Source organism: Methylocapsa polymorpha (assembly GCF_045689225.1).
Taxonomy (GTDB): domain Bacteria; phylum Pseudomonadota; class Alphaproteobacteria; order Rhizobiales; family Beijerinckiaceae; genus Methylocapsa; species Methylocapsa polymorpha.
In genome coordinates, this window is sequence record NZ_CP136862.1 from 3,810,752 (window position 1) to 3,833,628 (window position 22,877).

The following is a 22,877-nucleotide window of genomic DNA, read 5'->3' on the forward strand; positions in this document are numbered from 1 at the left end:
TGCTGCGCCTCACTGGCGAACCACGCCGGCCGGTTCTGACTTGCCGGCGCTCGCCGCCTGCGAGCCTTCCTGCCAGACCCCCTGCTTCTTCAGAGCGTCGGCGACATCGCGCGGCATATAGCGTTCATCATGCTTGGCGAGAATGCTGTCGGCATGAAACACATTGTCCGCGCCGAGGCTTCCCTCGGCGACGACGCCTTGGCCCTCGCGAAAAAGATCGGGCAGCAGGCCCGTATAGGCGACCTCCACCTCCTGCTTCGTGTCGGTGATGGCGAAACGCACCGACTCGCCATTCTCATGAACGAGCGAGCCCTGCTTGACCAGGCCGCCGATCCGAAGCCTTGTCCCCGCGTGCGGCGCCTTTTGCGCGAGTTCGCTCGGACCGTAGAAAAAGACAATATTGTCGCGCAGCGCAAAAAGCACGAGTCCGGCGGCGAGGCTGAGCGCGACGCCGGCGGATGCGATCAAAACGAGACGGCGTTGCTTGCGGGTCATGCGGGTTTCAACCTTCGAGGCCGAGTTCGCGCGCGAGCGCATCGATCCGCGCAATCGCCGGCGCATCGCCGGCGAGATTTCGTTTCGCGTCGATCAAGGCGGCGTGGGCTTTGTCTGGTTCGTTCAAGACCGTATAGGCGCGAACAAGGCGCAGCCAGCCTTCGAGGTCCCGACCATTTTGCGCAAGGCGCGCGGCGAGCCCATCCACCATGCCGCGAATGGCGCCTGCGCGCTCGCCCTCCGACATGGCCTGGATTTTCGCCGCCAAACCATTTGCCGGCGCGCCGCTGTTTTGAAGCGCCTCGCTCCCGCCGGGCAGCGCGGCGACTCTCTCGCGCAGCGCTTGCGCCCAAGGCGCGGCCTCTGGCGCGTCAGCGAGAAGCTTGCTCCAGATGTCCCGCGCGCGAGCAATGTCGCCGTCCTGCTCGGCGGCTAGGCCGAGAAAGAAGCGAGGCTTGGGGAGCGATGGATCTTTCGCCGCCGCCGTCTCGAAAGCCTGTCGCGCCTCGCCCGACACGAGCCCATTTCCGGCGAAGACGAGGGCTTCTCCATAAAGCGTCAGCCGCTCCGGGGTTTCGCCGAGCAGGCGAAGCGCCGCGGCGACGGCCTGGGCGGCGTCATTCGCGCGGCCCATGCGAAGGTAAACAGGCGCGAGCACTTCATAGCCGCGCCCATCGTCGGGATGTTGCGCGAGATGCTCTTCAATTTTCGCCACCGCCGCCATCAGCTCATCGCGGGCGGGCGAAGTCTCCAGGCGCGCCGAAAGCGGCAGGTCTGGCAGGTTAGGATTGCCGACGACCCAATAGAGCCCAAGCGCCAGCGCTGGCACGAAAATCACGGCTGCGAGGGCGACGAAGCGAACGGCCCAGCCCTGCCCCGCCCGCGGTTGTTCGGCAGGCGCGGGCGGGGCCATCAGGCGCCGGGCGGCTTCGGCCTTTGCGCCTTGCACATCTTCCGGCGCAACGAGCCCTTGCGCAGCGTCCCGATCGATCTCGGCAAGCTGGGCCTTATACAGCGCAATCTCCGTCGCGCCATGCGACAGGCCGCGCGGCGTCTTAAGGAGCGGCCAAAGGATGCTCAGGACCGCAAATCCGGTCAAAATTGTGAAGATCAGCCACAGCATGCCGCCTCTTAATAGTGATTGCCCCGTCCCTTGCAAAGGCCCTTTCCATAACGCTCACGTGAAAGCGCCGTCGCCTGGCGCCGCCGGCAGTCTCAGTTCCGCCCGCAGCCCGCCCTTTGGATTTGAGTCGAGCGCCAAGGAGCCGCCGTAAAGCGCCGCCAGATCAACGACGATGGAAAGACCGAGGCCGGACCCGGGCTTGGTTTCGTCGAGCCGACCGCCGCGCCGAAGCGCCGCCTGACGCAGCTCGGGGGCGAGCCCGGGTCCGTCGTCGTCAATCGCAACGCGAAAGAACGGGCGGTCCAAGGCGTCCTGGGGAGGCTCCGGAGCGACGCTGATCGTGACCTCGCTCGCAGCCCATTTGCCGGAATTATCGATGAGATTGCCGATCATTTCCTCAAGATCCTGACGCTCGCCGAGGAATCGAATGGATTGCGGGATCGTCGCTGTGAAAACGAGCGACCGCGCCGAATAGATTTTTTCAAAGGTGCGAATAAGGGCTTCGACGACAGGCGCAACCTCCGTCGCGCCGCTCAGCGTTCCGGCCCGCACGGCGGCGCGCGCGCGATCGAGGTAATAGGCCACTTGATCGCGCATGATCACCGCTTGCTCCTCGACCTTGCCCGCCAGGGGGCCGCCATCGAAGGCCGCTTCGTTCATGATAACGCTCAGCGGCGTTTTCAACGCATGGGCGAGGTTGCCGACTTGGGTTCTGGCGCGCTCCACCACTTCGCGATTGGCGGCGATGAGAAGGTTGAGCTCGCTTGCGAGCGGCGCGATGTCTTGCGGAAAATCGCCTTCGATCGCCTCGCTCTGGCCGCGTCTGATCGCGACGACTCCCCTTCGCAATTGCCGCAATGGCCGCAGGCCATAGCGAAGCTGAAGCGCCGAGGAGACGATCAGAGCGAGGGTCAGCAGGCAAAAGGTGACGACGAGGTCAAGCTCGAAACGGGCGATCTGCGCATCCAAGTCCTTTGTGGTCGCCGCGACCTGGACAAGATAAATGCCCTCGTCGCCCGTATCGATGATGCGCTCGAGCATGCGCAAACGCCGATCGTCCGGCCCTTTCACATAGCCCCTGCGCGCGCCGCCCAGGCCGGCTTCGACGCCTTGCTCGGAAAGACGGGGGAGCCTGGCGGCGAAGAGCGAGCGTGAGCTTCTAATCTGCGGCTTATCGCTGTCCAATCGGGTGATCTGCCAATACCAGCCGGAGAGGGCCAATTCGAATTGCGGATCGCTTAGCTCCTCCGGGTCGGTGCGGCCCGCTTCGCCGGGCGTCGCAATGTCGGCGACGATCGCGCGCAAATAGACGCCGAGGCGCTCGTCGAAATTATCCTCCGCCGCCCGCCGATAGATCGTTGTGAGAACAAGCCCGGCGACGAAAAGGATCGAGAAGCTCAAAATCGCGGCGGAAAGGAATAGCCGCTTTGCGATCGAATCCGTCCTTATCCTCAATCTGGGGCGCCTTGGCGCGCGCTTCAGCCCGGCTTTGTCGGCCATGCTTTCTTTGTCTTTATCGAGGGCCATTTTGTCGTCGCCGCGCGGACTTTTGCCTTGCCGGAAAGGGATTTAGAGCGAGGTTCGATTGAATTGGATCGGATGAGGCTCTGAGCTGTTTCGTTCGCGGATCTTCAGGCGAAGCCGTCTGCCCGCTGTCGAGGATTCTGCCGCGGCGCCTCGCGTCAGCGGCCAGGTCTTGTCCCGCCGCTTTTGCCGATTCGGTCTTTCAGGTCCGCATCCTTGAGTTCTGGCGGCGCCAGAAGATAACCTAGCCCGCGCACGGTCTGAATGATGTCGACGCCGAGCTTTTTCCGCAATCTGGCGACGAAAACTTCAATCGTGTTGGAATCGCGATCGAAATCCTGGTCGTAAAGATGCTCAACGATTTCGCCGCGCGACACCACCCGGCCGGCGTGATGCATCAGATAGGAGAGGAGCCGATATTCATGCGATGTGAGCTTGATCGGATTGCCATCGACCGAAACCCGGCCGGCGCGCGCGTCGAGGCTTACGCCGCCGCAGCTGAATTCGCTCGACGCGTGGCCCGCCGCTCGCCGCAAGAGCGCCCGCAGCCTCGCGAGGATCTCCTCCATGTGGAAGGGCTTGACGACATAATCGTCGGCGCCGGCGTCGAAGCCCTGCACCTTGTCGCCCCAGCGGTCGCGCGCGGTCAAGATCAGGACCGGCATGGTCCGGTTGGCCTTGCGCCAGTCAGCGAGCACGGAAATGCCGTCCCTTTTTGGCAGGCCGAGATCGAGCACGATAGCGTCATAGGGTTCAGTGTCGCCCAAAAACCAGCCTTCTTCGCCGTCGAAGGCGCGGTCGACCACATAGCCCGCCAGTTCGAGCGCCGTGACGATCTGGCGATTGAGATCTTTATCGTCCTCGACCACGAGCAGGCGCATTTCCGAGATCCCGCCCTTGAGAGAAGATTTTATTCTTCGTTCTTCGAACCGACGACCTTGCCGGTTTTCGCATCGACGGAAATATGGAGGACGCGTCCGTCGTGGCGCAACAGGCTTATCTCATAGACGAGATCCTCGCTCCAGCGGCAAAGCCTGGCGCCGATCGCCTCAGCCTGCATCTTGGTCGCGGCGTTCCGCATCAAATGAAAGGGCTCGAAAAGTCCGAGAGAGACAATCTTGTCGCGGGTCTCGGCCGTCGAATAACATATGCGTTGCCGCGCCGGCTCCGCGCGGGAGGCGAAGCCGATTGTGGTCGCGACAAGGACCAAAATGAAAAAGTTCATCGATCGAAGCTGGCGCAGCAAGAATGAATGCACAATGAATAATGCGGCCGCGCGCGCGTATTTTCAATTCGGCCGGCTCGTTGCGGCGAGCCGAACGACGCGCTTGCCGCGGGCGCTGGTCCGCCTGTTCATCCTGCTTATCCCGACGGCGGCCTCAGCCCTGGTCGGACCGGCGCGCGAGGCCCCGGATCTTGCGCCATATGTCGCGGTCGTGCTGAACCGCAACGGATCGAGCGCGAGTTTTTGCACCGCAACCGTGATTGCGCGAAATATCGTCCTGACGGCCGCCCATTGCGTGACTGCTCCGGACGACACGCGCGTTTTTTTCCGCGACGCCGAAGGGCAATCTACGATGCTCGACGTGACGTCGATTGCGCTTAATCCGGGGTATCGGCCCGACGCCGTGCGGCGACGCCTGGTTTCGATCGATCTGGCGCTCGTGCGCCTCGCCGAACCGCTGCCTTCAGCATTCTCGCCCGTGGCGCTCCCGAAATTTGGGCCGGCCGCCGCCGCGGTCGGACAAATGTTTCGCATCGCGGGATTTGGCGTCGCCGATGAGGGCGCGGGGAAGACCGGAGGCGTTTTACGGGAAGGCGACCTTATCGCGAGCGGACCAAAATCCTCGATTCTTCTTTGGCTCGCGGATCCCAATCGTGAAGGGCTTGGCGCATGCACAGGGGATTCCGGGGCGCCTATCTTCGCCGCCGCGGCGCCGCTCCTGGTCGCCGTCGCCGTTTGGGCCAAAGGCGAAAATGGACATTCCTGCGGCGCCTTGACCCAAGCTGTTCTCATCGCGCCGCAACGGCGCTGGATCGACGCTACCCTGAGCGCTTGGGGCGTGACCGGAAGCGTCACGCCGTAATTGCGCAGCATGATCACTTCAATGACGCGATCATGCTGCAACGCTGGCCGCTTGTGGTTGCTTAGGAAGGGCCGATCGCCTTCGCAACCGCCTTCCAGTCGGGATAGTACTTATCGCCGCCCCAAGCATCACGCTTAGGCGCCGATGACTTATCCGCCGCCGGCGAGTTCGTCTGAGGGGCGCCCTCCTTCGGACTCGCGGAACGGCCCGTGATTGTCTCGCGATTATCTGCGTTATCCGAACGCCCGGCTTGGGCGGCTTCGCTATCCGAACGTTTGATTGGGGCGGCTGCGCCGCTTTGCCCGGTGGAGCCTGCTGTCTTAGCAATCGACCCCAAATCAGGGTATTGAGTATCCTGAGCGAAGGCGACGGTCGCCGGCGCGACCACAAGCATCGCCGCGCAGCTCGCTGTCATAAGCTTCATGAACTCCTCCTGCTGAACTCTTTGGACGGCGCCCTGCCCAAGGCGAGATCTCAGAGGGAGCGGGCCGCCCTGCGGGATAAACAGTGACGTCAGTGCGCCCTAAAAACAGGACCAACCGAGAAAGGTTCGGGCTTGACGTTGACCGCTTCGCCTGGGGGCATGTCGGCTGACGCCTGCCTCCGGAAAGCTAGAAAGCGGTTTTGAAATAGAGATTTGCATCCAAGTTCCGAAGCGATCCGTGAGGGCGCGCGATAAGAAAATCAGATAAACTTGAAAAGGCCTCGGCGATGTGAAGCATCTTGAGGTCGCGCTCGCTGCGGCGCGTCCAGCAATCGCGCCGCTGGGATCTGAGGCTTTACATGCTTCAGCGATATATGAAACATGCTGCCTAGCTGATTTGGCGGATTTTCTTGCCGCGGACCAAATGATAAGGCCCCCGCGATGCAAAGGTTGCGAGCATGAGCGCCAGCGTGGATTCTTCTTTTTTCGTCTCGACGGCGTGGCTCGCGGAGCATTTGGACGCCCCCGATCTCGCAGTCATCGATGGCAGCTTTTTCATGCCCGACGAGAACCGCGACGCGAAGGCGGAATATGCCGCCGGCCATATCCCTGGCGCAGCGTTCTTCGATATTGACGCCATCGCCGATCACACGACGTCGCTTCCGCATATGCTGCCATCGCCGGAGGTTTTCGCCAGCGAGATGGAAAAGCTCGGCCTCGGCGACGGGCTGCGCTTCGTGGTCTATGACGCCTCTGGTCTTCTTGGCGCAGCCAGAGTCTGGTGGACCTTGCGCGTCTTTGGCGCGCAGGACGTGAAGATCCTCGCAGGCGGCCTGCCGGTATGGCGAGCCGAGGGACGGCCGCTCGAAACCGGGAGCCCGGCGCGCGCGCCGCGGCCATTCACCGCGCATTTCGACAGCGCCGCAGTCGCCAACGCCGAAAAAGTGAAGATCGCCAGCGAGAGCGGCTCCGCGCAGATCGTGGACGCTCGCGCAGCTTCAAGATTCAAAGGCGAGGCCCCGGAGCCGAGGCCGGGATTGCGCTCCGGCCATATTCCCGGCAGCCGGAATCTGCCCTGGCGCGACGTCGTAACTGACGGCCGCATAAGGCCCGCAGAGGAGGTCAAAGCCGCCTTCGTCAATGCCGGCGTCGATCTCGCGAAGCCCGTCATCACGAGCTGCGGTTCGGGCGTGACCGCCGCGATTCTTCTTCTGGCTTTGGAGACGATTGGAAAGGACGGCGTCGTTCTCTATGACGGGTCCTGGAGCGAATGGGGCGCGCGGTCCGATCTGCCGATTGCGCAAGGCGGATGAACTGACCGCCTTACGTATATAATCTGTCGACACATCACATCGTCCTGCAACGTCAAAAAATCGGGTAACCGGCAGCGAAAGAGCTTGACGCGCCAAGAGGCTGCGCTAGCATACCCTTTAAGCGAGCTTGCCCTGAAACCTTTTGAAGTTTCTCGCATTCATCGCCTAAGTGGAGCGTTCGGCGATCGCCGAACGGGACTCGATCCGACGCAGGCCCGCGCTTGCGTTTTCTTCGGGATCGAGCCGGCAGGCCCTTAGAGGCTTCCACGCTTCCCCCTGCTTGGGGGCGACCTCATCCTTCATAGCTTTCGAAGCCGAACCTGGCCATGGCTTTTCGGCGGGATCGAGTCGCATTGAAGGTGAAAAACCGTCTCGAGACATTAGGAGTGACACAAATGTGTGACTATTCGCTTGAAATGTATGCCTCTCGGCCTGCACGCGAGTCCGAGAAATATGTGACCACCCGCTTTCCTTCGGGAAGCATCGGCCTCGCGGCGCCCGGCGATTGCACGACGGCGGTCTGCGTTCAATATGATACGCGGCTCAAGCTCGAAGGAATCTCGAGCGACCTGCAGACGCGTCTGGGCGTCAAGCCCGGCGAACAGGTTGTCTTCGCGCGGCTCGAGCATGGCGCCTATCGCGATGGCGTCAAATTCGAAAACGGCAAGGAAATCTCGTTGCAGCTTCTCGGCTCAGGCGTCGGCGTGACGCTTGTGGAATTGGCCGGAAAGCCGCAGGTCGTTCGCGAACATCACGATGTTCTCGAAACCATCGATTAATAAGCTGAATTGACAGGCCTGTAGGACCCGTTCCGCGACTAGGGCGCGGAACGGGTTTTTTTGCTTTCGCCGGGCGAAAGCATTTTGCGATCGACCAGAGATTTCTACGCCATTCGCGGCGCTCATAAACGCAGCATGCGAAGGCGTCCGCCCCACATGACGGCCTGCTCCCGCACTCCCGCCGCATCCCCCCATCTCATTTCCCCAGCCAGGCCTTGGAGCTTGGCTCATCATTTCCCTTAGGGGCAAAACTTGGCCTCGCCCTGTCCATCGGCCCAATGAGGGACGTCTATTCTATTGCTTTTGCGTGGCGGTTTTGCTTAGCAGGTGCTAAGAGGCGGTCAAAACGCTCAAATTTATGGTTCTCCAGCCATTCGGCGAAACCGGTGGCGGCGACAGCGCAAAGCAAAAGAGCCGATGAAAAAAATTGAGGCGATCATCAAGCCATTCAAGCTGGATGAGGTGAAGGAGGCGCTGCAGGAGGCGGGAGTGGCCGGGATCACGGTCACCGAAGCGAAGGGCTTTGGCCGGCAGAAGGGCCATACCGAACTCTACCGCGGCGCCGAATATATCGTCGATTTCCTTCCCAAGGTCAAAATCGAGGTGGTTGTGTCCGATAGCCTCGTCGACGCCGCCGTCGAGGCCATTCGCAAGGCCGCGCAGACCGGGAGAATCGGGGATGGAAAAATTTTTATTTCGAATATAGAAGGCGCGATCCGAATTCGGACCGGCGAAACCGGGGTCGACGCGATCTGACCTTCCGCCATCGTTCAGATCTGGCGACTCCGCTCCGCTTTCCTACCGACACGACCTTTATTCAGACCATGAGGGACAGACATGACGACCGCCAAAGACGTGCTGAAGTCGATCAAGGACAATGATATCAAATATGTCGATTTCCGTTTCACCGATCCGCGCGGCAAGTGGCAGCATGTCACTTTCGACGTGTCGTTGATCGAAGAGGACACGTTCTCGGAAGGCGTGATGTTCGATGGATCTTCGATCGCCGGTTGGAAGGCGATCAACGAATCCGACATGACCCTGCTCCCCGATCCCAAGACGGCGGTGATCGATCCTTTTTTCGCCGCTCCGACCCTGGTGATCGTTTGCGACATCCTGGAGCCGGCGAGCGGCGAACCCTATAGCCGCGATCCGCGCAGCATCGCCAAGAAAGCCGAAGCCTTCGCCGTGTCCTCGGGCATAGCCGACGCCGCCTATTTCGGCCCCGAAGCCGAGTTTTTCGTCTTCGACGACGTTCGCTTCACCACCGAGCCGTACAATACCGGCTTCGTCCTCGATTCGTCCGAATTGCCGTCGAACACGGGCACGCCTTACGAGGGCGGCAACCTTGGCCATCGCGTTCGCACAAAGGGCGGATATTTCCCGGTGCCGCCGGTGGATTCGGCGCAGGACATGCGCGGCGAAATGCTCGCCGCCATGGCGCAGATGGGCGCAAAGGTCGAAAAGCACCATCACGAAGTGGCGTCCGCGCAGCATGAGCTCGGCCTGAAGTTTGGGCCGCTCACGACGATGGCGGACCATCTCCAGATCTACAAATATTGCATCCATCAGGTCGCGCAGAGCTACGGCAAGTCGGCGACCTTCATGCCGAAGCCGGTCTATGGCGACAATGGCTCGGGCATGCATGTCCATCAGTCTCTCTGGAAAGGCGGCAAGCCGCTGTTCGCCGGCAATAAATACGCCGATCTGAGCGACGAATGCCTCTATTACATCGGCGGCATCATCCGGCACGCCCGCGCGCTGAACGCCTTCACCAATCCCACGACAAATTCCTACAAGCGCTTGGTGCCGGGCTTCGAGGCGCCGGTCCTGCTCGCCTATTCGGCGCGCAACCGCTCGGCCTCCTGCCGGATTCCTTTCGCGACGAACCCGAAGGCGAAACGCGTCGAGGTCCGTTTCCCCGATCCGGCGGCGAATCCATATCTCGCCTTCTCGGCCTTGCTGCTCGCGGGCATCGACGGGATCACCAACAAGATTGATCCCGGCGCGGCGATGGACAAGGACCTTTACGATCTACCGCCGAAGGAATTGAAGAAGATCCCGACCGTCTGCGGCTCGCTGCGCGAAGCGCTCAGCAATCTCGACAAGGATCGCGCTTTCCTCAAGGCCGGCGGCGTCTTCGACGATGATTTCATCGACAGCTATATCGAGCTGAAAACCATTGACGTGCTGCGGTTCGAAACGACGCCGCATCCGATCGAGTTCGATATGTATTACTCGTACTGAGATCGAGCCGCCGCGCGATCCTGCGCCCTCTCATGGTCGATCCCGGGTTTTTCCGGGATCGATTTTTCCCGCCTACGACTACCCGCCTATGCGGACCGGGTTTAAGATATTGATCGGACTTTGCCCCACCGCTTCTACGCTTCGCGGCGAGCGCTGGAGGAGGCAAATGTCTTGGGGCGTCCCCACCGGACTGGGTCATCGGGATAAATCTGTCGAAGCGAGAAGCGCCCTCGGCGAGCTTCCCCGCAATCGCGGCGCTGAAGATTAAAAAACTCCCAGTTGAATGGCGTAAAGACGCTGAGCCGAACGACCAAACTTAATCCTTTGGCTGCATCATGAGCGCAGTTTGTGTTTTTGTTTTGTTCTCTTTAGCGGCCAGTTCCAGTATAAGCTACGTTTAAACGAATCAACGCGTAAGGCAGGCTCCATGGCGAATAGCGGCGATCTCTTCGGAAATGCGGCGCGAAAGCAGACCCCCATCCGCCGGGACGGGAAAGCCGCCGGGCTCGCCGCGAAGGCCGAGGCGGCGAAATCCGCGGCGGCGCGCCTCGAAACGCCTGGAGAATCCGGCTATACCGCCGCGTCCATCGAGGTCTTGGAGGGGCTCGAGCCTGTCCGGCGCCGGCCCGGCATGTATATTGGCGGGACGGATGAGGCGGCGCTCCACCATCTTTTCGCTGAGGTCATCGACAATGCGATGGATGAAGCGGTCGCCGGCCATGCCTCCTTCATCGACGTCAATTATGAAGCGTCGGGCTTTCTCGCGGTGACCGACAATGGGCGCGGCATCCCGGTCGATCCGCATCCGAAATTTCCGAAGAAATCCGCCCTCGAAGTGATCATGACGACGCTGCATGCGGGCGGCAAATTCGACTCGGGGGCCTATCAGACCTCTGGCGGCTTGCATGGCGTCGGCGTCTCGGTCGTCAACGCGCTTTCCGATCATCTCGAAGTCGAGGTGGCGCGGGGCCAGATCCTCTATCGGCAGGTCTTCGAGCGCGGCCATCCGAAGGGCAAGCTCGAACAAGTCGGCAAGGCGCCGAACCGGCGCGGCACGCGGGTCCGTTTCAAGCCAGATGAGCAAATCTTCGGCAAAGGCGCGAAGTTCCGCCCAGCGCGCCTGTTCAAGATGGCCCGCGCGAAAGCCTATCTCTTCGGGGGCGTCGAGATCCGCTGGCATTGCGCGCCCGAATGGCTCGACGCGGCCGCCGATGTTCCGGCCGAAGCGATCTTTCGCTTTCCCGGCGGCCTCAAGGATTACCTGGCTCAGGATATAGACGGCAAAGATCTCGTCATCGAGCCAATTTTCGCGGGCAAGGTCGAAAAGCCCGGCGGGCATGGCTCGCTCGAATGGGCGCTCGCCTGGCTCAGCGCCGACGATGGCTTCGTCCATTCCTATTGCAACACAATTCCGACTCCGGACGGCGGCGCGCATGAAGCCGGCCTGCGCACGGCCCTGCTGCGCGGCCTCAAGGATCATGCCGAGCGGATCGGCCAGGCCAAGCGCGCGGCGGCGATCGTCAGCGACGACATCATGGCCTCATGCGCGGCGCTTATCTCAGTCTTCCTTCGCGAGCCGGAGTTCCAAGGCCAGAACAAGGGCCGGCTGATGAGCAGCGAAGCCTCGCGGATCGTCGAAGGAACCTTGCGCGACGCCTTCGATCATTGGCTGGCCGCTTCGCCCTCGCACGCTTTGCGGCTTCTCGACTGGACGGTCGAGCGCGCCGAGGAGCGGCTTCGCCGCCGCGCCGAAAAGGATGTCGCGCGCAAGACCGCGAGCCGCAAGCTCAGGCTGCCTGGCAAGCTCGCGGACTGCTCCAATAATTCGTCACAAGGCTCTGAAATATTTATCGTCGAAGGAGATTCAGCCGGCGGCTCTGCGAAACAAGCGCGCGATCGCGCCAATCAAGCGATATTGCCTTTGCGCGGCAAGATCTTGAATGTCGCCAGCGCCACGCGGGACAAGCTCGCCGGCAATCAGCAGCTCGCCGACCTTATTCAGGCGCTCGGCTGCGGCGTCGGCTCGCATTACAAGGAGGACGAGCTTCGCTACGAAAAGGTGATCATCATGACCGACGCGGATGTGGACGGCGCCCATATCGCCTCCCTGCTGATCACCTTTTTCTACCGGCAAATGCCGAAGCTCGTCGAGGCCGGCCATCTTTATCTCGCGGTGCCGCCGCTCTACCGGCTGACCCAGGGGGCGCGACAGGTCTACGCCCGCGACGAAGCCCATCGCGACGAATTGATCGCCAAGGTGCTGGCCGGTAAGGGAAAGGTGGAGGTCAGCCGGTTCAAGGGGTTAGGCGAAATGCTTCCGGCCCAGCTCAAAGAGACGACGATGGACCCGAAGAAGCGCAATCTGCTGCGCGTCATCGTGCTCGCCGAGGATCAGGAAGGGACATCCGACTCGGTGGAGCGTTTGATGGGCAATCGGCCGGACGCGCGTTTCGCGTTCATTCAGGAACGGGCCGCCTTCGCCAACGTGTCCGAATTACTCGTCGTTTGACGGAAATCACTCGCCGAAACAGACGAAGGGGATGCGGCCGCCGAGCAGCCATCGCTGAGGTCTTCAGTGGGAGGGGAAATTGAGTTGAATATCATGTCGTTGCCGATCCCGTTCGACGACGACAAGAATATTCTGTTGCTTGCCAATACGCTTTAAAGCATCGTTTAGCGCATTATATGAATTAACAGGCCCACCAGCGAGGCTCATAACAATATCGCCAGCCACTATCCCGGCTTGCTCTGCGACTGAGCCTTTTTCGACATTCGCGACCAGCATTCCACGACCTTCTTGGATATTGGACTGTCTGGAAGCAAAATATCCCACCGGCACCACTTTCATCCCTATATGAGGCGCGCCTTGATAAATACTGACATTTAGAACACTTACGGTATCGGTTATAGCTCCAAGCTGCGCCCTGATCTGTTCAGGTGAAATAACGAATATGATCTGCTCCCCGCTCTGGGCGGATATGCGTATACGATAACCGGTCCACATGTATTTTATTAGCACGCGTTCGTCTAATTGGACTCCAAGCGTTTCATCGTCCGCCGAATACATCATATCGACTATCTTTAACGCATTTGCATTCTCATCAGATGCAACATTATAGGTATACGCGTTCTTAGTATTACCTAGAGCTATATAAAGTTGCGTTGTAACATGTCCGGTTTTTTTATCTATGAAGCTCCTCAAAAGCCAGCGCTTGAATGGACCTTCAATGGGGTTATCGTACTGGCTTCTTCCATAAATCTTTATGGCTGTATCAAATTCGCTTGTTTCAACTCTCGGAAGATCTTCGGCCGACGCAGGAAATGCGCTCCAATTGACAAAGACCGCCACAAGCAACCAGCCAATTTTGCCATGTCTCAGATCGACAAGCGACGCTTTTACACGAGGATAATCGAGCATTTCGTAAAATCCGGACGACAAAATAGTCAGCAAAAAACGCTGAGCAAATGTATCTAAAGGGATGCGTGGGGATACGAAAGCCCTCGCGCGCTTCTTCGCTGCGAAGGTGGCCGGCGGCAAATGGCGTTTCGAGGAGGCCACTCCATTCCACTTGCGCGCCGGCCGACCCTACGGACCCAGGAGATGCGGCGGACCTGAGCACTCCGCAGGGTATCTTTGTAGTCAAGTCGCCGATTGCGCATGAACATGCGCAGAGGCGCGGCTAAGGCTTTCTTAAAGGAGCCTGTGCCACGCCGCCTCATCGCGGCTCGGCGAAGCGACGTTAACGCGCGGCGGAGAAAATGCAATCGGCTTATTGAGGCCGGCCGCTGGTTCTCGCCTTATCGTAAAGAGAACGGTCAAAAAATCGCTGTCTCCCTCATCCCGCCGAAGGGCGCCGCGCCGAGCCGACCAGAGTTGGCCGAGATCCGATTGCGGCCACGCTGCTTCGACAAATAGAGAGCCTTGTCGGCGCGGCGGAGAAGCTCGGGAGGCGCGTCGTCGGCGCTCTCCGCGAGGCCGATCGAGACCGTGACCTGGATCGCCGGCCGATCAGCAGCAATGATGAAATTTTCCGCCGCGACTCCGGCGCGAACCCGCCCGGCGGTCATGGCGCCTGCGTCGAGCCCGGTCTCGGGCATGACCACGACGAATTCGTCGCCGCTGAGGCGGCAGAAAAGATCCCCGCCGCGAATGAGCTTTCGCACCCGCGCCGCGAAGGATTTCAAGACCCGATCCCCCGCCTCATGCCCATAGGCGTCATTGACAGCTTTGAAACGATCTATATCGAGGATCATCACGCTGAGCGGCCGGGCGTCGCGGACCGCCCGATCGACGAGATCCGCGAGGCAGCCGTCAAGATAGCGGCGATTGTTTAATCCCGTCAGCGGATCGACCACAGCCATCTCGATCGACGCCTCGACATTCTCGCGCAGGCAATCGGCGTAGCGCTTGCGCAGCACTTGCGTCCGCACGCGCGCGACGAACTCATTGCGGTCGAGGGGACGCAGGATGAAATCATTCACGCCGAGATCGAGGCCCTGCAGGATGCGGTCGCGATCCTCCGGCTCCGCGACCGCGAGCACCGGAATGTGGCGCGTCCGCTCGAGCGATCTGATCTGACTGCAGAGCCGCAGCGCGTCATATCCAGCAAGGCCGAGACTCACAATGAAGAGATCCAAATCGCCGGCGCCGCCTCGGAGCAGCGCGGCCCGGGGATCGATTTCGACCTCGACATTGTGATCGGCGCGCAAGGCGCCGCTCATCGCTTCCACCGAGGAGCGGCGATCATCGACGAGCATGACGCGGCCTCTGGCGCCGCCGCCGTCCATGGCTTTGGCGAGAGGATCGGCGATTTTGAGTTTCGCCGAACGCATGGCGCGGGCGCGCAGCTCATCCAGGACGAGCCGCAGGCGCGAGAGGGAGCGGACCCGGGCCAGAAGCGCAATCTCGTCGATCGGCTTGGTCAGGAAATCATCCGCGCCCGCCTCGAGCCCCCTCACGCGGTCCGACGCCTGGTCGAGCGCCGTCACCATGACGACAGGGATATGGGAGGTGGCCGGGTCCTGCTTCAACCTGCGGCAGACCTCGAAACCATTCATCCCAGGCATCATGACGTCGAGAAGAACGATGTCGCATCGGCCGTCGGCGCAAATTTTCAAAGCGTCGGCCCCGTTCGTGACCGTCAGGACCTCAAAATATTCGGCGGTGAGGCGCGCCTCGAGAAGCTTGAGATTGGGAAGAATGTCGTCGACGACCAGAACCCGGGCGGTCATGTTCTCCTCGCTCCTCCTTGGCTGCGAACGGCGCGCCGACGTCATTGTTCGTGAAGGTAATTGCGCACGGTTTCGAGGAATTTCACGATGGAGATCGGCTTCGAAAGATAGGCCTCGCAGCCGCCCTGCCTGATCTTCTCCTCATCGCCCTTCATGGCGAATGCGGTTATGGCGATCACAGGAATATGGCGCAGATTTTCATCGTCCTTGATCCATTGCGTCACTTGAAGTCCGGACACTTCCGGCAATTGAATATCCATCAAAATGAGATTGGGCTTGTGCAGGCGCGCGAGCTCCAAGGCTTCGACGCCACTGCGCGTTTGCACCGTTTTATAGCCATGGGCTTCAAGAAGATCGTTGAACAGCTTCATGTTCAATTCGTTGTCTTCTACGATCAGAATGCTTTTTTGCATTGAGTGAACCTGTTCCGCCCTTAGGGGCGGCGGACAGTCCCCACCCGGGGCGGTCCGATCATACTTCCAACCTTTAACGGATAGAAATTGACGAAAGGGAAATCGGCCTCATGCAAAATAGAGCAATTCCAGCTCCAAGGACCAAATCGGCGCAACTTACGCGAGAGGCGGCGGAAGCTATCGCCATAGACGTCCTGACCTTTATCGCCGCCGAGCCGGCGCGCCTCGAACGGTTCATCGCGCTTTCCGGCCTCACGGGAGATGGTTTGCGCGCGGCCGCAGCGGAGCCAGGATTTTTCGCCGGCGTTCTCGACCATCTCGCCGCGGACGAAGCTTTGCTGCTCGCCTTTTCGGCCAATGCGGGCCAAGATCCGGCAATGATCGCAAAGGCCAGAGACTGCCTCTCGCCGCCCACGGAAACGCAATAGACCAATGGCGGCGGGCTTGCGCGAGGCGTTTTGCCGGGATTGCCTGGCGGCGCAGCCAGCCCCAATGGGGCGCTGCCAATCCTGCAGCTCGCCTCGGATCATAGCACATCCTGAACTCGCCTCGCTGTCGATCGCCCATGTCGACTGCGACGCATTCTACGCTGCGATCGAAAAGCGCGACGATCCGGCGCTTTGCGATAGGCCCCTGATTGTCGGCGGCGGTAAAAGGGGCGTCGTCGCCACCGCCTGCTATGTCGCGCGGACTTATGGCGTCCATTCCGCCATGCCCATGTTCCAGGCGCTGAAGGCCTGTCCCGACGCGGTGGTGATCGCTCCAGACATGGCGAAATATTCTCGAGCCGCGCGGCAAATTCGCGCGCTCATGCAGGATCTCACGCCTTTGGTCGAGCCGGTTTCGATCGACGAGGCTTTCCTCGACCTTGCCGGGACAGCGGCGCTGCATCGCGCGAGCCCGGCGAAAACCCTCGCGGGCTTCGCTCGAAAGATCGAGGCGGAGATCGGGATCAGCGTGTCGATCGGCCTCTCCTATTGTAAGTTTCTGGCGAAGATAGCCTCCGATCTCAATAAGCCGCGCGGCTTTTCCATTATCGGCCGCGCTGAGGCGGAGAGTTTCTTGAAGCCGCGACCGATCGGCCTCATTCCCGGCGTCGGAGCCAAGACGCAGGCGAGGCTCGCGCGAGACGGGTTTCGCATTCTGGGGGATCTCCAGGCCGGCGACGAGGCGCTCTTGGCTGCGCGCTATGGGGCCGAGGGTCGCCGTCTCTGGCGGCTCGCGCGCGGGATTGACGCGCGCAAAGTCACTATCGAGCGCGAGGCGAAAAGCATTTCGGCCGAGACGACATTCGAAAGCGATCTCGCGAGCCTCGACGATCTCGCGCCCATTCTCTACCGGCTCTCCGAGACGCTCAGCGCGCGCTTGAAACAGGCGGGGTTCGCTACAAGCGCCGTCACCTTGAAGTTGAAGACCACCGATTTCAAGATCCGCACCCGCGCCCTCTCCGGCCTTCCGGCGACGCAATTGCCGAAGCGCCTTTTTGCGCCAGCGCGAGACCTTCTCGCACGGGAGCTTGCGATCGGGCCGGCGGGAGCGCGGTTCCGGCTGATCGGCATAGGCGCCAGCGATCTTCGCCCGGCGGCGGAAGCCGATCAAGGCGATCTCGTCGACATAGGCCTCGCGCGGGAGAAGGCGGAAGACAAAGCAATCGATGCGGTTCGCGCGAAATTCGGTTCAAGCGCGATTGTGAAGGGGATTGCGCTACGAAGAGACCGAAAGCTGAATTAGATGCCGTAGACAGATCGTTGTCGCGGGAAACCACAACTTGCCATTCATCTCTTGGCTGCCAGTTTGGCGAGCGGATCGATCCTGTCAAGGATGCAAAGCACCGGCTTCGCCGGCGCGAGCGAAGCTCGCGTCCTTGACAGGTTCGCATCCGTCTCGCCAATAATGCCAGCCGTAGGTAAATGGCGAAATCTGACATTGGCCAATGGTCAAATGCAGAAAAGTTTGGCGCGGAACGGCCTATCCCCTCCCATGCGGCGCGGTGAAATCAATCTCCGGCCCAACCGGCACAATGCCCGTTGGATTGATCTGCAAATGGCTTTGATAATAATGCCGCTTGATATGATCGGGACGAAAGGTCGAAGCGATCCCGCCAGTCTGATATAGATCGCGAACATAGGCGAAAAGGTTCGGGTAATCAGCGATCCCCCTTATATTGCATTTGAAATGGCCGACATAGACGATGTCGAAGCGTAAAAGCGTCGTCAACAGCCTAATGTCCGCCTCGGTTAGCCGGTCGCCACAGAGATAGCGGCGGTCCGCGAGCCTCGCGTCCAAAAAATCCAAACTCGCGAACAAGGGGCCGATGGCCTCTTCATAAGCGGCCTGCGTCGTCGCGAAGCCCGCCTTGTAGACTCCATTATTCACCGTGTCATAGATGCGCGCATTGAGTCCGTCGATCTCTCCGCGCAAATCCTGAGGATAGTAATCGCCCGCAGCGGCGCCGACGCCGTCAAAAGCGGAATTGAACATCCGAATGATCTCGGAGGATTCGTTCGAGACGATCGTCCGCTTTTCCTTGTCCCACAGGACGGGCACGGTGACGCGGCCCGAATAGGTTGGCGCGGCGGCGCGGTAGATCTCATACAGAAATTGCGCGTGACGGATTGGATCGGCGATCACTCCGTCTCCGTCAGCGAATGTGATGCCGTTCTCGCGCATCAGCCAATTCGTGATCGAAAGCGAGACAAATCCGGTAAGGCCCTTCAGCTCGCGAAAGATCAAGGTGCGATGCGCCCAAGGGCAGAAATAGGCGCCATAAAGATGATAACGCCCCGCCTCGGCCTTGAAGCCGCCCTGCCCTGACGGACCCGGCGCGCCATCCGGCGTAATCCAATTGCGAAATTTCGCGGCGTCGCGCTCGAAGCGGCCGCCCGTCTTGCCGGTGTCATACCAATGGTCACGCCAAACGCCGTCGACAAGCAGCCCCATCGCGCACCTCAATTCAATTCGGGCCTAGCCTAAACGAGGCCGCGCCGGGTTCGCTTCCAGCGCGGACAATAGTCCGAGCCTTCAGCTTGCAAGGCCGGACTGCAAAGCTTACAGAAAAGCCCACATGTCTGTGGGACATGCTTCAACTTAATTGATCCGCCGCAGTTCCGTAATCGGTCGGGTGATCCCATCTGGCTGCCGGCAGAGATCATTATAGCGTCACGCGTTCGAGGGTCCTGCATGATTTGGCCGCTCACGTCCAAACCGAAATTCGAATCGTTCCGGGAGGAGCAGGCCGCGCCCCCTGCCCCGGCGCCCGCCGGCGCGAAGCAGAACAGGCTCGATCTCAGCTTGCGGCTGCGGCGCAACCGCAAGGCCGAATGGTCGCGTCGGCTTGTGCGTGAAAACACTTTGTCGGCGGCGGATCTCATCTGGCCGATCTTTCTGAGCGAAGGCGAAAATCTGCGGGAGCCGATACCGTCCCTGCCCGGCGTAGAGCGTCTTTCGATTGACGAGGCCGTGCGCGCCGCGGCCGAAGCCGCCGAGCTCGGCATTCCGGCGATCGCGCTGTTTCCCAACACCGACCCGGCCTTGCGCGATGAGAAAGCGAGCGAGGCGCTGAACCCAGACAACCTCGTCTGCCGCGCCTTGCACGCGATCAAGAAAGAGATTCCGCAGCTAGGCCTTATCACCGATGTCGCGCTCGATCCTTACACGAGCCATGGCCATGACGGCCTCTTGCGCGGCGAAGAGATCCTGAACGACGAAACGGTCATCGTCCTCGTCGAGCAGGCGCTGAACCAGGCGCGCGCCGGCGCCGACATTATAGCGCCCTCCGACATGATGGATGGACGCGTCGGCGCGATCCGCGCCGCCCTCGACGCGCATGGCTTCGAGGCTGTGCAGATTTTATCTTACGCCGCCAAATACGCGTCAGCCTTTTATGGGCCTTTCCGCGACGCCATCGGCACCAACGCAATTCTCGTCGGCGATAAGCGCACCTATCAGATGGACCCTGCGAATTCAGACGAGGCTTTGCGCGAGGTCGCGCAAGACATCGAGGAAGGCGCCGACATCGTGATGGTGAAGCCGGGCCTGCCCTATCTCGACGTGATCTTCCGGGTGAAGGATCATTTCGGCCTGCCGACCTTCGCCTATCAGGTCTCCGGCGAATACGCGATGATCATGGCGGCGGCGAACAATGGCTGGATCGACGGCGACAAGGCCATGCTCGAAAGCCTGCTCGCGTTCAAACGCGCGGGCGCCGACGCGGTGCTGACCTATTTTGCCCCACGTGCGGCGAAAAAGCTGAAGGAATTGGCCTGAGGCCGGCGGTTTGCGGCCTTGGCGGCAAATCGTTCCCGGACTGCCTCCCTTCTGAAATCGCCCGGAGCCGTAATTTTGGCTTCGGGGAATGTCGTTCTCCTCTCATTGCCGCGCTGAACATGCTCTGTTCGCGGCAATGAAAGCGCCCGCCTGTCCAGGCATTTATTTCGGAAAATTTTCGCCTCGTGTGGATAGCGGGATCAGCGGGACCGGTCTCACGCCTAAGAAAAATGCCCTCCTCTCCGCCGCGATGGCGTGCGACAAAGACAGCTTGAATGCGAGCTGATTCGGCCCCGCCTCGCGGCGCGCGGATCCAAGAAAGTCCAATGCCTACGATCGATCATACCGCCGACAGAATCGGCTTTGCCGCCGGCGCGAATTCCGCAATAGAGCCCGGCTTTCGCCTTGCGCCGCACAATATCGAGGCCGAACAGGCATTGCTCGGCGCGATCCTCGTCAATAACGACGCCTTCGATCGCGTGTCCGATTTCCTCAGGCCCGAGCATTTCTCCGAGGAGCTGCATCGGCGCATCTACGATGTCGCCTCGCAGCTCATCCGCGCCGGCAAGCTCGCCTCGCCGATCACCGTGAAGACTTTTCTTGGCGATCATGATCTCGGCGGCATCACTGCGCCGCAATATCTCGCGCGCCTCGCCGCAGAAGCAACGACCGTCATCAACGCCGAGAATTACGGCCGCACCATCCATGATCTCGCGGTCCGGCGCGATTTGATTCTAATCGGCGAAGACATCGTGAACGGCGCCTATGATGCGCCGGTCGACGCGAGCCCGCGCGACCAGATCGAGGAAGCCGAGCGCAAACTCTATTCGATCGCGGAGTTCGGCCGCTACGAAGGCGGGTTTCAGCGCTTTTCCGACGCCTTGACGGTCGCCGTGGATATGGCGGCGAAGGCGTTCGAGCGCGACGGGCGCTTGTCCGGGATCGCGACCGGCCTCATAGAACTCGACCACAAGATGGGCGGGCTGCAAGCCTCCGATCTCGTGATCGTCGCCGGCCGCCCCGGCATGGGCAAGACCGCATTTGCGACCAATATCGCTTTTAATATAGCAAAAGCCTATGAGCCGAGGCCCAAGCCGGATGGGACTGTGGAGACCGCCAATGGCGGAGTCGTGGGTTTCTTTTCGCTCGAAATGTCCGCCGAGCAATTGGCCACCCGCGTCATAGCCGAGCAGGCTGGCGTCGCCTCCTACAAGATCAGGAGAGGCGACATCACCGAGCTCGAGTTCCATCGCCTCGCTGAGGCCGCGCGGGACATGCAGACGATCCCCTTCTATATCGACCAGACGGGCGGTCTCTCTATCGCCCAGTTGACGGCGCGCGCGCGAAGGCTCAAACGACAGCGCGGGCTCGACGTTCTCGTCATCGATTACCTTCAATTGCTCGGCGGCTCGAAGACCCGCGGCGATAGCCGCGTCCAGGAGGTGACCGAGATCACGACGGGGCTCAAAGCCTTGGCCAAGGAATTGAACGTTCCCGTGATCGCGCTGTCGCAATTGTCGCGGCAAGTGGAAAACCGCGACGACAAACGCCCGCAATTGTCCGATTTGCGTGAATCGGGCTCGATCGAGCAGGACGCGGACGTCGTCCTCTTCGTCTATCGTGAGGAATATTACTTGAACAACAAGCAGCCGCGCGAAGGAACCGAGGAGTTCCTGGCCTGGCAGACCGACATGGAGCGCGTGCACGGCCGCGCCGAAATCATCATCAGCAAGCAGCGCCATGGTCCGACCGGCACGGTCGAGCTCGCTTTCGAGGCGGAAATGACGCGGTTTTCCAACCTGGCGCGCGAGGACGCCCTGCCGGAGCATCGATGAGGACAGCCGGCGGCTTCGACGTTTCGCGCCAGGAAGCGGGCGCCATACTCAGCATTGATCTCAAAGCCTTGGTCGACAATTGGCGCACGCTTCAGGCCGTCTGCGGCGCGGCTGAATGCGGCGCGGTAGTTAAAGCGGACGCTTATGGGATCGGGATGGAGCCCGTCGTCCAAGCGCTCGACGCCGCCGGCTGCAAGACCTATTTCGTCGCCCATGTCTTTGAAGGCCGGCGTCTCCGCGCGCTGTCCCGCGACGCCGTGATCTACGTCTTGAACGGACTCCTCCCCGGAACTGCGCCGTCCTATGCACAACATGGGCTTCGTCCGGTGCTGGGCTCGGCGCCAGAAATCGAGGAGTGGCTTCAGTTCACGGCGCTCTCCGGCGCCCGCACGCCCGATGGCGGCGACGCTCTGCCCGCCGCGCTGCAAATCGACACCGGAATGAACCGGCTAGGCCTCAAGGAAGTCGATTTCGACGCCGCCGAGTGCCTGACGCAGCACGTGAATGTCGCGCTTGTGCTCAGCCATTTCTCCTGGACCGGCCATGGCGACGACGACAGAGCCAGAAACCAGATCGAGATTTTCGAGAGATTGCGGGCGCGATGGTTTGACGTCCCTGCATCGATGGCCAATTCCGCCGGCGTCTTTCTGGAGCGAGGCCCGCTCTATGATCTTGTCCGGCCCGGTTACGCCCTCTACGGCGGCAATCCGACTCCGGGGCGCCCCAATCCGATGCGGAGCGTCGTGCGGCTGGAGGCGCGAATCCACCAGATTCATCAAGTCGCGCCGGGCGAGAGAGTCGGCTATGAGGGGGCCTGGACGGCGAAAAGCCCACGGCGGCTGGCGACGATCAGCGCCGGCTACGCCGATGGCGTTCCGCACGCCGCAATGGGAAGCAATGCGCGAGCGGGCGGCGAGGCTCTCGTCAGCGGACGGCGCTGTCCTTTTGTCGGACATGTCTCAATGGATCTGATCGTCATCGACATATCCGAAGTAGCGAACGCCCAGCGCGGCGACATGGTGGAGCTGATCGGGCCGACGATTACGATCGATGAGCTCGCGGCGCGCGCCGGCACGATCGGATATGAAATTCTGACCCATCTGGGGCGGCGTTTTTATCGCCGCTACACCAGGCTTTGA

General features: G+C 61.0%; 20 protein-coding genes. 11 read left to right on the forward strand and 9 right to left on the reverse strand.

Annotated features, from left to right (window positions below):
• Window positions 1–9: 9 nt before the first annotated feature.
• From ccmE to RZS28_RS17575, 5 genes are all read right to left on the reverse strand, one after another.
• Entirely contained in the window at window positions 10–495 is a 486-nt protein-coding gene (ccmE, locus tag RZS28_RS17555) for a cytochrome c maturation protein CcmE (RefSeq protein WP_407339012.1), read from the reverse strand.
• A gap of 7 nt (window positions 496–502) precedes the next feature.
• Window positions 503–1,618, reverse strand: a complete 1,116-nt coding sequence (gene ccmI, locus RZS28_RS17560) for a c-type cytochrome biogenesis protein CcmI (RefSeq protein WP_407339013.1) — start codon at window positions 1,616–1,618, stop codon at window positions 503–505.
• A gap of 54 nt (window positions 1,619–1,672) precedes the next feature.
• Window positions 1,673–3,067: a sensor histidine kinase gene (locus tag RZS28_RS17565; RefSeq protein ID WP_407341162.1), complete on the reverse strand. Its 1,395-nt coding sequence runs from the start codon at window positions 3,065–3,067 to the stop codon at window positions 1,673–1,675.
• A gap of 233 nt (window positions 3,068–3,300) precedes the next feature.
• A complete protein-coding gene (locus RZS28_RS17570; protein WP_407339014.1) occupies window positions 3,301–4,023 on the reverse strand; it encodes a response regulator transcription factor in 723 nt (240 codons plus the stop codon).
• Window positions 4,024–4,052: 29 nt separating this feature from the next.
• Entirely contained in the window at window positions 4,053–4,367 is a 315-nt protein-coding gene (locus RZS28_RS17575) for a PepSY domain-containing protein (protein WP_407339015.1), read from the reverse strand.
• On the opposite strand from RZS28_RS17575, the gene RZS28_RS17580 reads away from it, so the two are divergent.
• From RZS28_RS17580 to parE, 6 genes are all read left to right on the forward strand, one after another.
• Window positions 4,354–5,229, forward strand: a complete 876-nt coding sequence (locus RZS28_RS17580; RefSeq protein ID WP_407339016.1) for a S1 family peptidase — start codon at window positions 4,354–4,356, stop codon at window positions 5,227–5,229. The two genes, RZS28_RS17575 and RZS28_RS17580, sit on opposite strands and share 14 nt — an antisense overlap.
• An 882-nt stretch (window positions 5,230–6,111) precedes the next feature.
• Window positions 6,112–6,966 (forward strand): 3-mercaptopyruvate sulfurtransferase, encoded by an 855-nt coding sequence (gene sseA / locus RZS28_RS17585; RefSeq protein WP_407339017.1) that lies wholly within the window; start codon window positions 6,112–6,114, stop codon window positions 6,964–6,966.
• A gap of 395 nt (window positions 6,967–7,361) precedes the next feature.
• On the forward strand, window positions 7,362–7,745 hold the full coding sequence (locus tag RZS28_RS17590; RefSeq protein WP_407339018.1) for a hypothetical protein: 384 nt from the start codon (window positions 7,362–7,364) through the stop codon (window positions 7,743–7,745).
• A gap of 417 nt (window positions 7,746–8,162) precedes the next feature.
• A complete protein-coding gene (locus tag RZS28_RS17595; protein ID WP_407339019.1) occupies window positions 8,163–8,501 on the forward strand; it encodes a P-II family nitrogen regulator in 339 nt (112 codons plus the stop codon).
• Between the two features lie 81 nt (window positions 8,502–8,582).
• The gene (gene glnA, locus RZS28_RS17600) at window positions 8,583–9,992 is read left to right on the forward strand and encodes a type I glutamate--ammonia ligase (RefSeq protein WP_407339020.1); all 1,410 of its coding nucleotides are present in this window, start codon (window positions 8,583–8,585) and stop codon (window positions 9,990–9,992) included.
• Between the two features lie 427 nt (window positions 9,993–10,419).
• Window positions 10,420–12,501 (forward strand): DNA topoisomerase IV subunit B, encoded by a 2,082-nt coding sequence (gene parE, locus RZS28_RS17605; protein WP_407339021.1) that lies wholly within the window; start codon window positions 10,420–10,422, stop codon window positions 12,499–12,501.
• 63 nt (window positions 12,502–12,564) lie between these two features.
• Here the strand turns inward: parE and RZS28_RS17610 are convergent, their stop codons facing one another.
• From RZS28_RS17610 to RZS28_RS17620, 3 genes are all read right to left on the reverse strand, one after another.
• A complete protein-coding gene (locus RZS28_RS17610; RefSeq protein WP_407339022.1) occupies window positions 12,565–13,410 on the reverse strand; it encodes a PDZ domain-containing protein in 846 nt (281 codons plus the stop codon).
• Window positions 13,411–13,808: 398 nt separating this feature from the next.
• Window positions 13,809–15,224, reverse strand: a complete 1,416-nt coding sequence (locus RZS28_RS17615; RefSeq protein ID WP_407339023.1) for a PleD family two-component system response regulator — start codon at window positions 15,222–15,224, stop codon at window positions 13,809–13,811.
• 41 nt (window positions 15,225–15,265) lie between these two features.
• Entirely contained in the window at window positions 15,266–15,637 is a 372-nt protein-coding gene (locus RZS28_RS17620) for a response regulator (RefSeq protein ID WP_407339024.1), read from the reverse strand.
• Between the two features lie 110 nt (window positions 15,638–15,747).
• Here RZS28_RS17620 and RZS28_RS17625 point away from each other — a divergent pair, with 110 nt between their 5' ends.
• Complete coding sequence (locus RZS28_RS17625) at window positions 15,748–16,065, forward strand: DUF3572 domain-containing protein (protein WP_407339025.1); 318 nt, start codon at window positions 15,748–15,750, stop codon at window positions 16,063–16,065.
• Between the two features lie 4 nt (window positions 16,066–16,069).
• Window positions 16,070–17,368: a DNA polymerase IV gene (locus RZS28_RS17630; protein ID WP_407339026.1), complete on the forward strand. Its 1,299-nt coding sequence runs from the start codon at window positions 16,070–16,072 to the stop codon at window positions 17,366–17,368.
• Window positions 17,369–17,605: 237 nt separating this feature from the next.
• On the opposite strand, the gene RZS28_RS17635 is transcribed toward RZS28_RS17630, so the two are convergent.
• On the reverse strand, window positions 17,606–18,577 hold the full coding sequence (locus RZS28_RS17635; protein WP_407339027.1) for a glutathione S-transferase family protein: 972 nt from the start codon (window positions 18,575–18,577) through the stop codon (window positions 17,606–17,608).
• A 240-nt stretch (window positions 18,578–18,817) separates the two neighbouring features.
• Here RZS28_RS17635 and hemB point away from each other — a divergent pair, with 240 nt between their 5' ends.
• The 3 genes from hemB (at window position 18,818) to alr (ending at window position 22,877) form a co-directional block, all read left to right on the forward strand.
• Window positions 18,818–19,903 carry a porphobilinogen synthase gene (gene hemB, locus RZS28_RS17640; protein ID WP_407339028.1) on the forward strand — a complete coding sequence of 362 codons (1,086 nt, stop codon included), beginning with the start codon at window positions 18,818–18,820 and terminating at the stop codon, window positions 19,901–19,903.
• A gap of 326 nt (window positions 19,904–20,229) precedes the next feature.
• Window positions 20,230–21,738 (forward strand): replicative DNA helicase, encoded by a 1,509-nt coding sequence (locus RZS28_RS17645; protein WP_407339029.1) that lies wholly within the window; start codon window positions 20,230–20,232, stop codon window positions 21,736–21,738.
• The gene (gene alr / locus RZS28_RS17650; RefSeq protein ID WP_407339030.1) at window positions 21,735–22,877 is read left to right on the forward strand and encodes an alanine racemase; all 1,143 of its coding nucleotides are present in this window, start codon (window positions 21,735–21,737) and stop codon (window positions 22,875–22,877) included. The genes RZS28_RS17645 and alr overlap by 4 nt, the downstream gene beginning before the upstream one ends.

Excerpts from the sequence above, each read along its gene's own strand:
- ccmE (WP_407339012.1), bottom strand. The coding sequence starts at position 495 with ATGACCCGCAAGCAACGCCGTCTCGTTTTGATCGCATCCGCCGGCGTC.
- ccmI (WP_407339013.1), bottom strand. The coding sequence starts at position 1,618 with ATGCTGTGGCTGATCTTCACAATTTTGACCGGATTTGCGGTCCTGAGC.
- RZS28_RS17570 (WP_407339014.1), bottom strand. The coding sequence starts at position 4,023 with ATGCGCCTGCTCGTGGTCGAGGACGATAAAGATCTCAATCGCCAGATC.
- RZS28_RS17580 (WP_407339016.1), top strand. The coding sequence starts at position 4,354 with ATGAAAAAGTTCATCGATCGAAGCTGGCGCAGCAAGAATGAATGCACA.
- RZS28_RS17575 (WP_407339015.1), bottom strand. The coding sequence starts at position 4,367 with ATGAACTTTTTCATTTTGGTCCTTGTCGCGACCACAATCGGCTTCGCC.
- sseA (WP_407339017.1), top strand. The coding sequence starts at position 6,112 with ATGAGCGCCAGCGTGGATTCTTCTTTTTTCGTCTCGACGGCGTGGCTC.
- RZS28_RS17590 (WP_407339018.1), top strand. The coding sequence starts at position 7,362 with ATGTGTGACTATTCGCTTGAAATGTATGCCTCTCGGCCTGCACGCGAG.
- RZS28_RS17595 (WP_407339019.1), top strand. The coding sequence starts at position 8,163 with ATGAAAAAAATTGAGGCGATCATCAAGCCATTCAAGCTGGATGAGGTG.
- glnA (WP_407339020.1), top strand. The coding sequence starts at position 8,583 with ATGACGACCGCCAAAGACGTGCTGAAGTCGATCAAGGACAATGATATC.
- parE (WP_407339021.1), top strand. The coding sequence starts at position 10,420 with ATGGCGAATAGCGGCGATCTCTTCGGAAATGCGGCGCGAAAGCAGACC.
- RZS28_RS17610 (WP_407339022.1), bottom strand. The coding sequence starts at position 13,410 with ATGCTCGATTATCCTCGTGTAAAAGCGTCGCTTGTCGATCTGAGACAT.
- RZS28_RS17615 (WP_407339023.1), bottom strand. The coding sequence starts at position 15,224 with ATGACCGCCCGGGTTCTGGTCGTCGACGACATTCTTCCCAATCTCAAG.
- RZS28_RS17620 (WP_407339024.1), bottom strand. The coding sequence starts at position 15,637 with ATGCAAAAAAGCATTCTGATCGTAGAAGACAACGAATTGAACATGAAG.
- RZS28_RS17625 (WP_407339025.1), top strand. The coding sequence starts at position 15,748 with ATGCAAAATAGAGCAATTCCAGCTCCAAGGACCAAATCGGCGCAACTT.
- RZS28_RS17630 (WP_407339026.1), top strand. The coding sequence starts at position 16,070 with ATGGCGGCGGGCTTGCGCGAGGCGTTTTGCCGGGATTGCCTGGCGGCG.
- RZS28_RS17635 (WP_407339027.1), bottom strand. The coding sequence starts at position 18,577 with ATGGGGCTGCTTGTCGACGGCGTTTGGCGTGACCATTGGTATGACACC.
- hemB (WP_407339028.1), top strand. The coding sequence starts at position 18,818 with ATGATTTGGCCGCTCACGTCCAAACCGAAATTCGAATCGTTCCGGGAG.
- RZS28_RS17645 (WP_407339029.1), top strand. The coding sequence starts at position 20,230 with ATGCCTACGATCGATCATACCGCCGACAGAATCGGCTTTGCCGCCGGC.
- alr (WP_407339030.1), top strand. The coding sequence starts at position 21,735 with ATGAGGACAGCCGGCGGCTTCGACGTTTCGCGCCAGGAAGCGGGCGCC.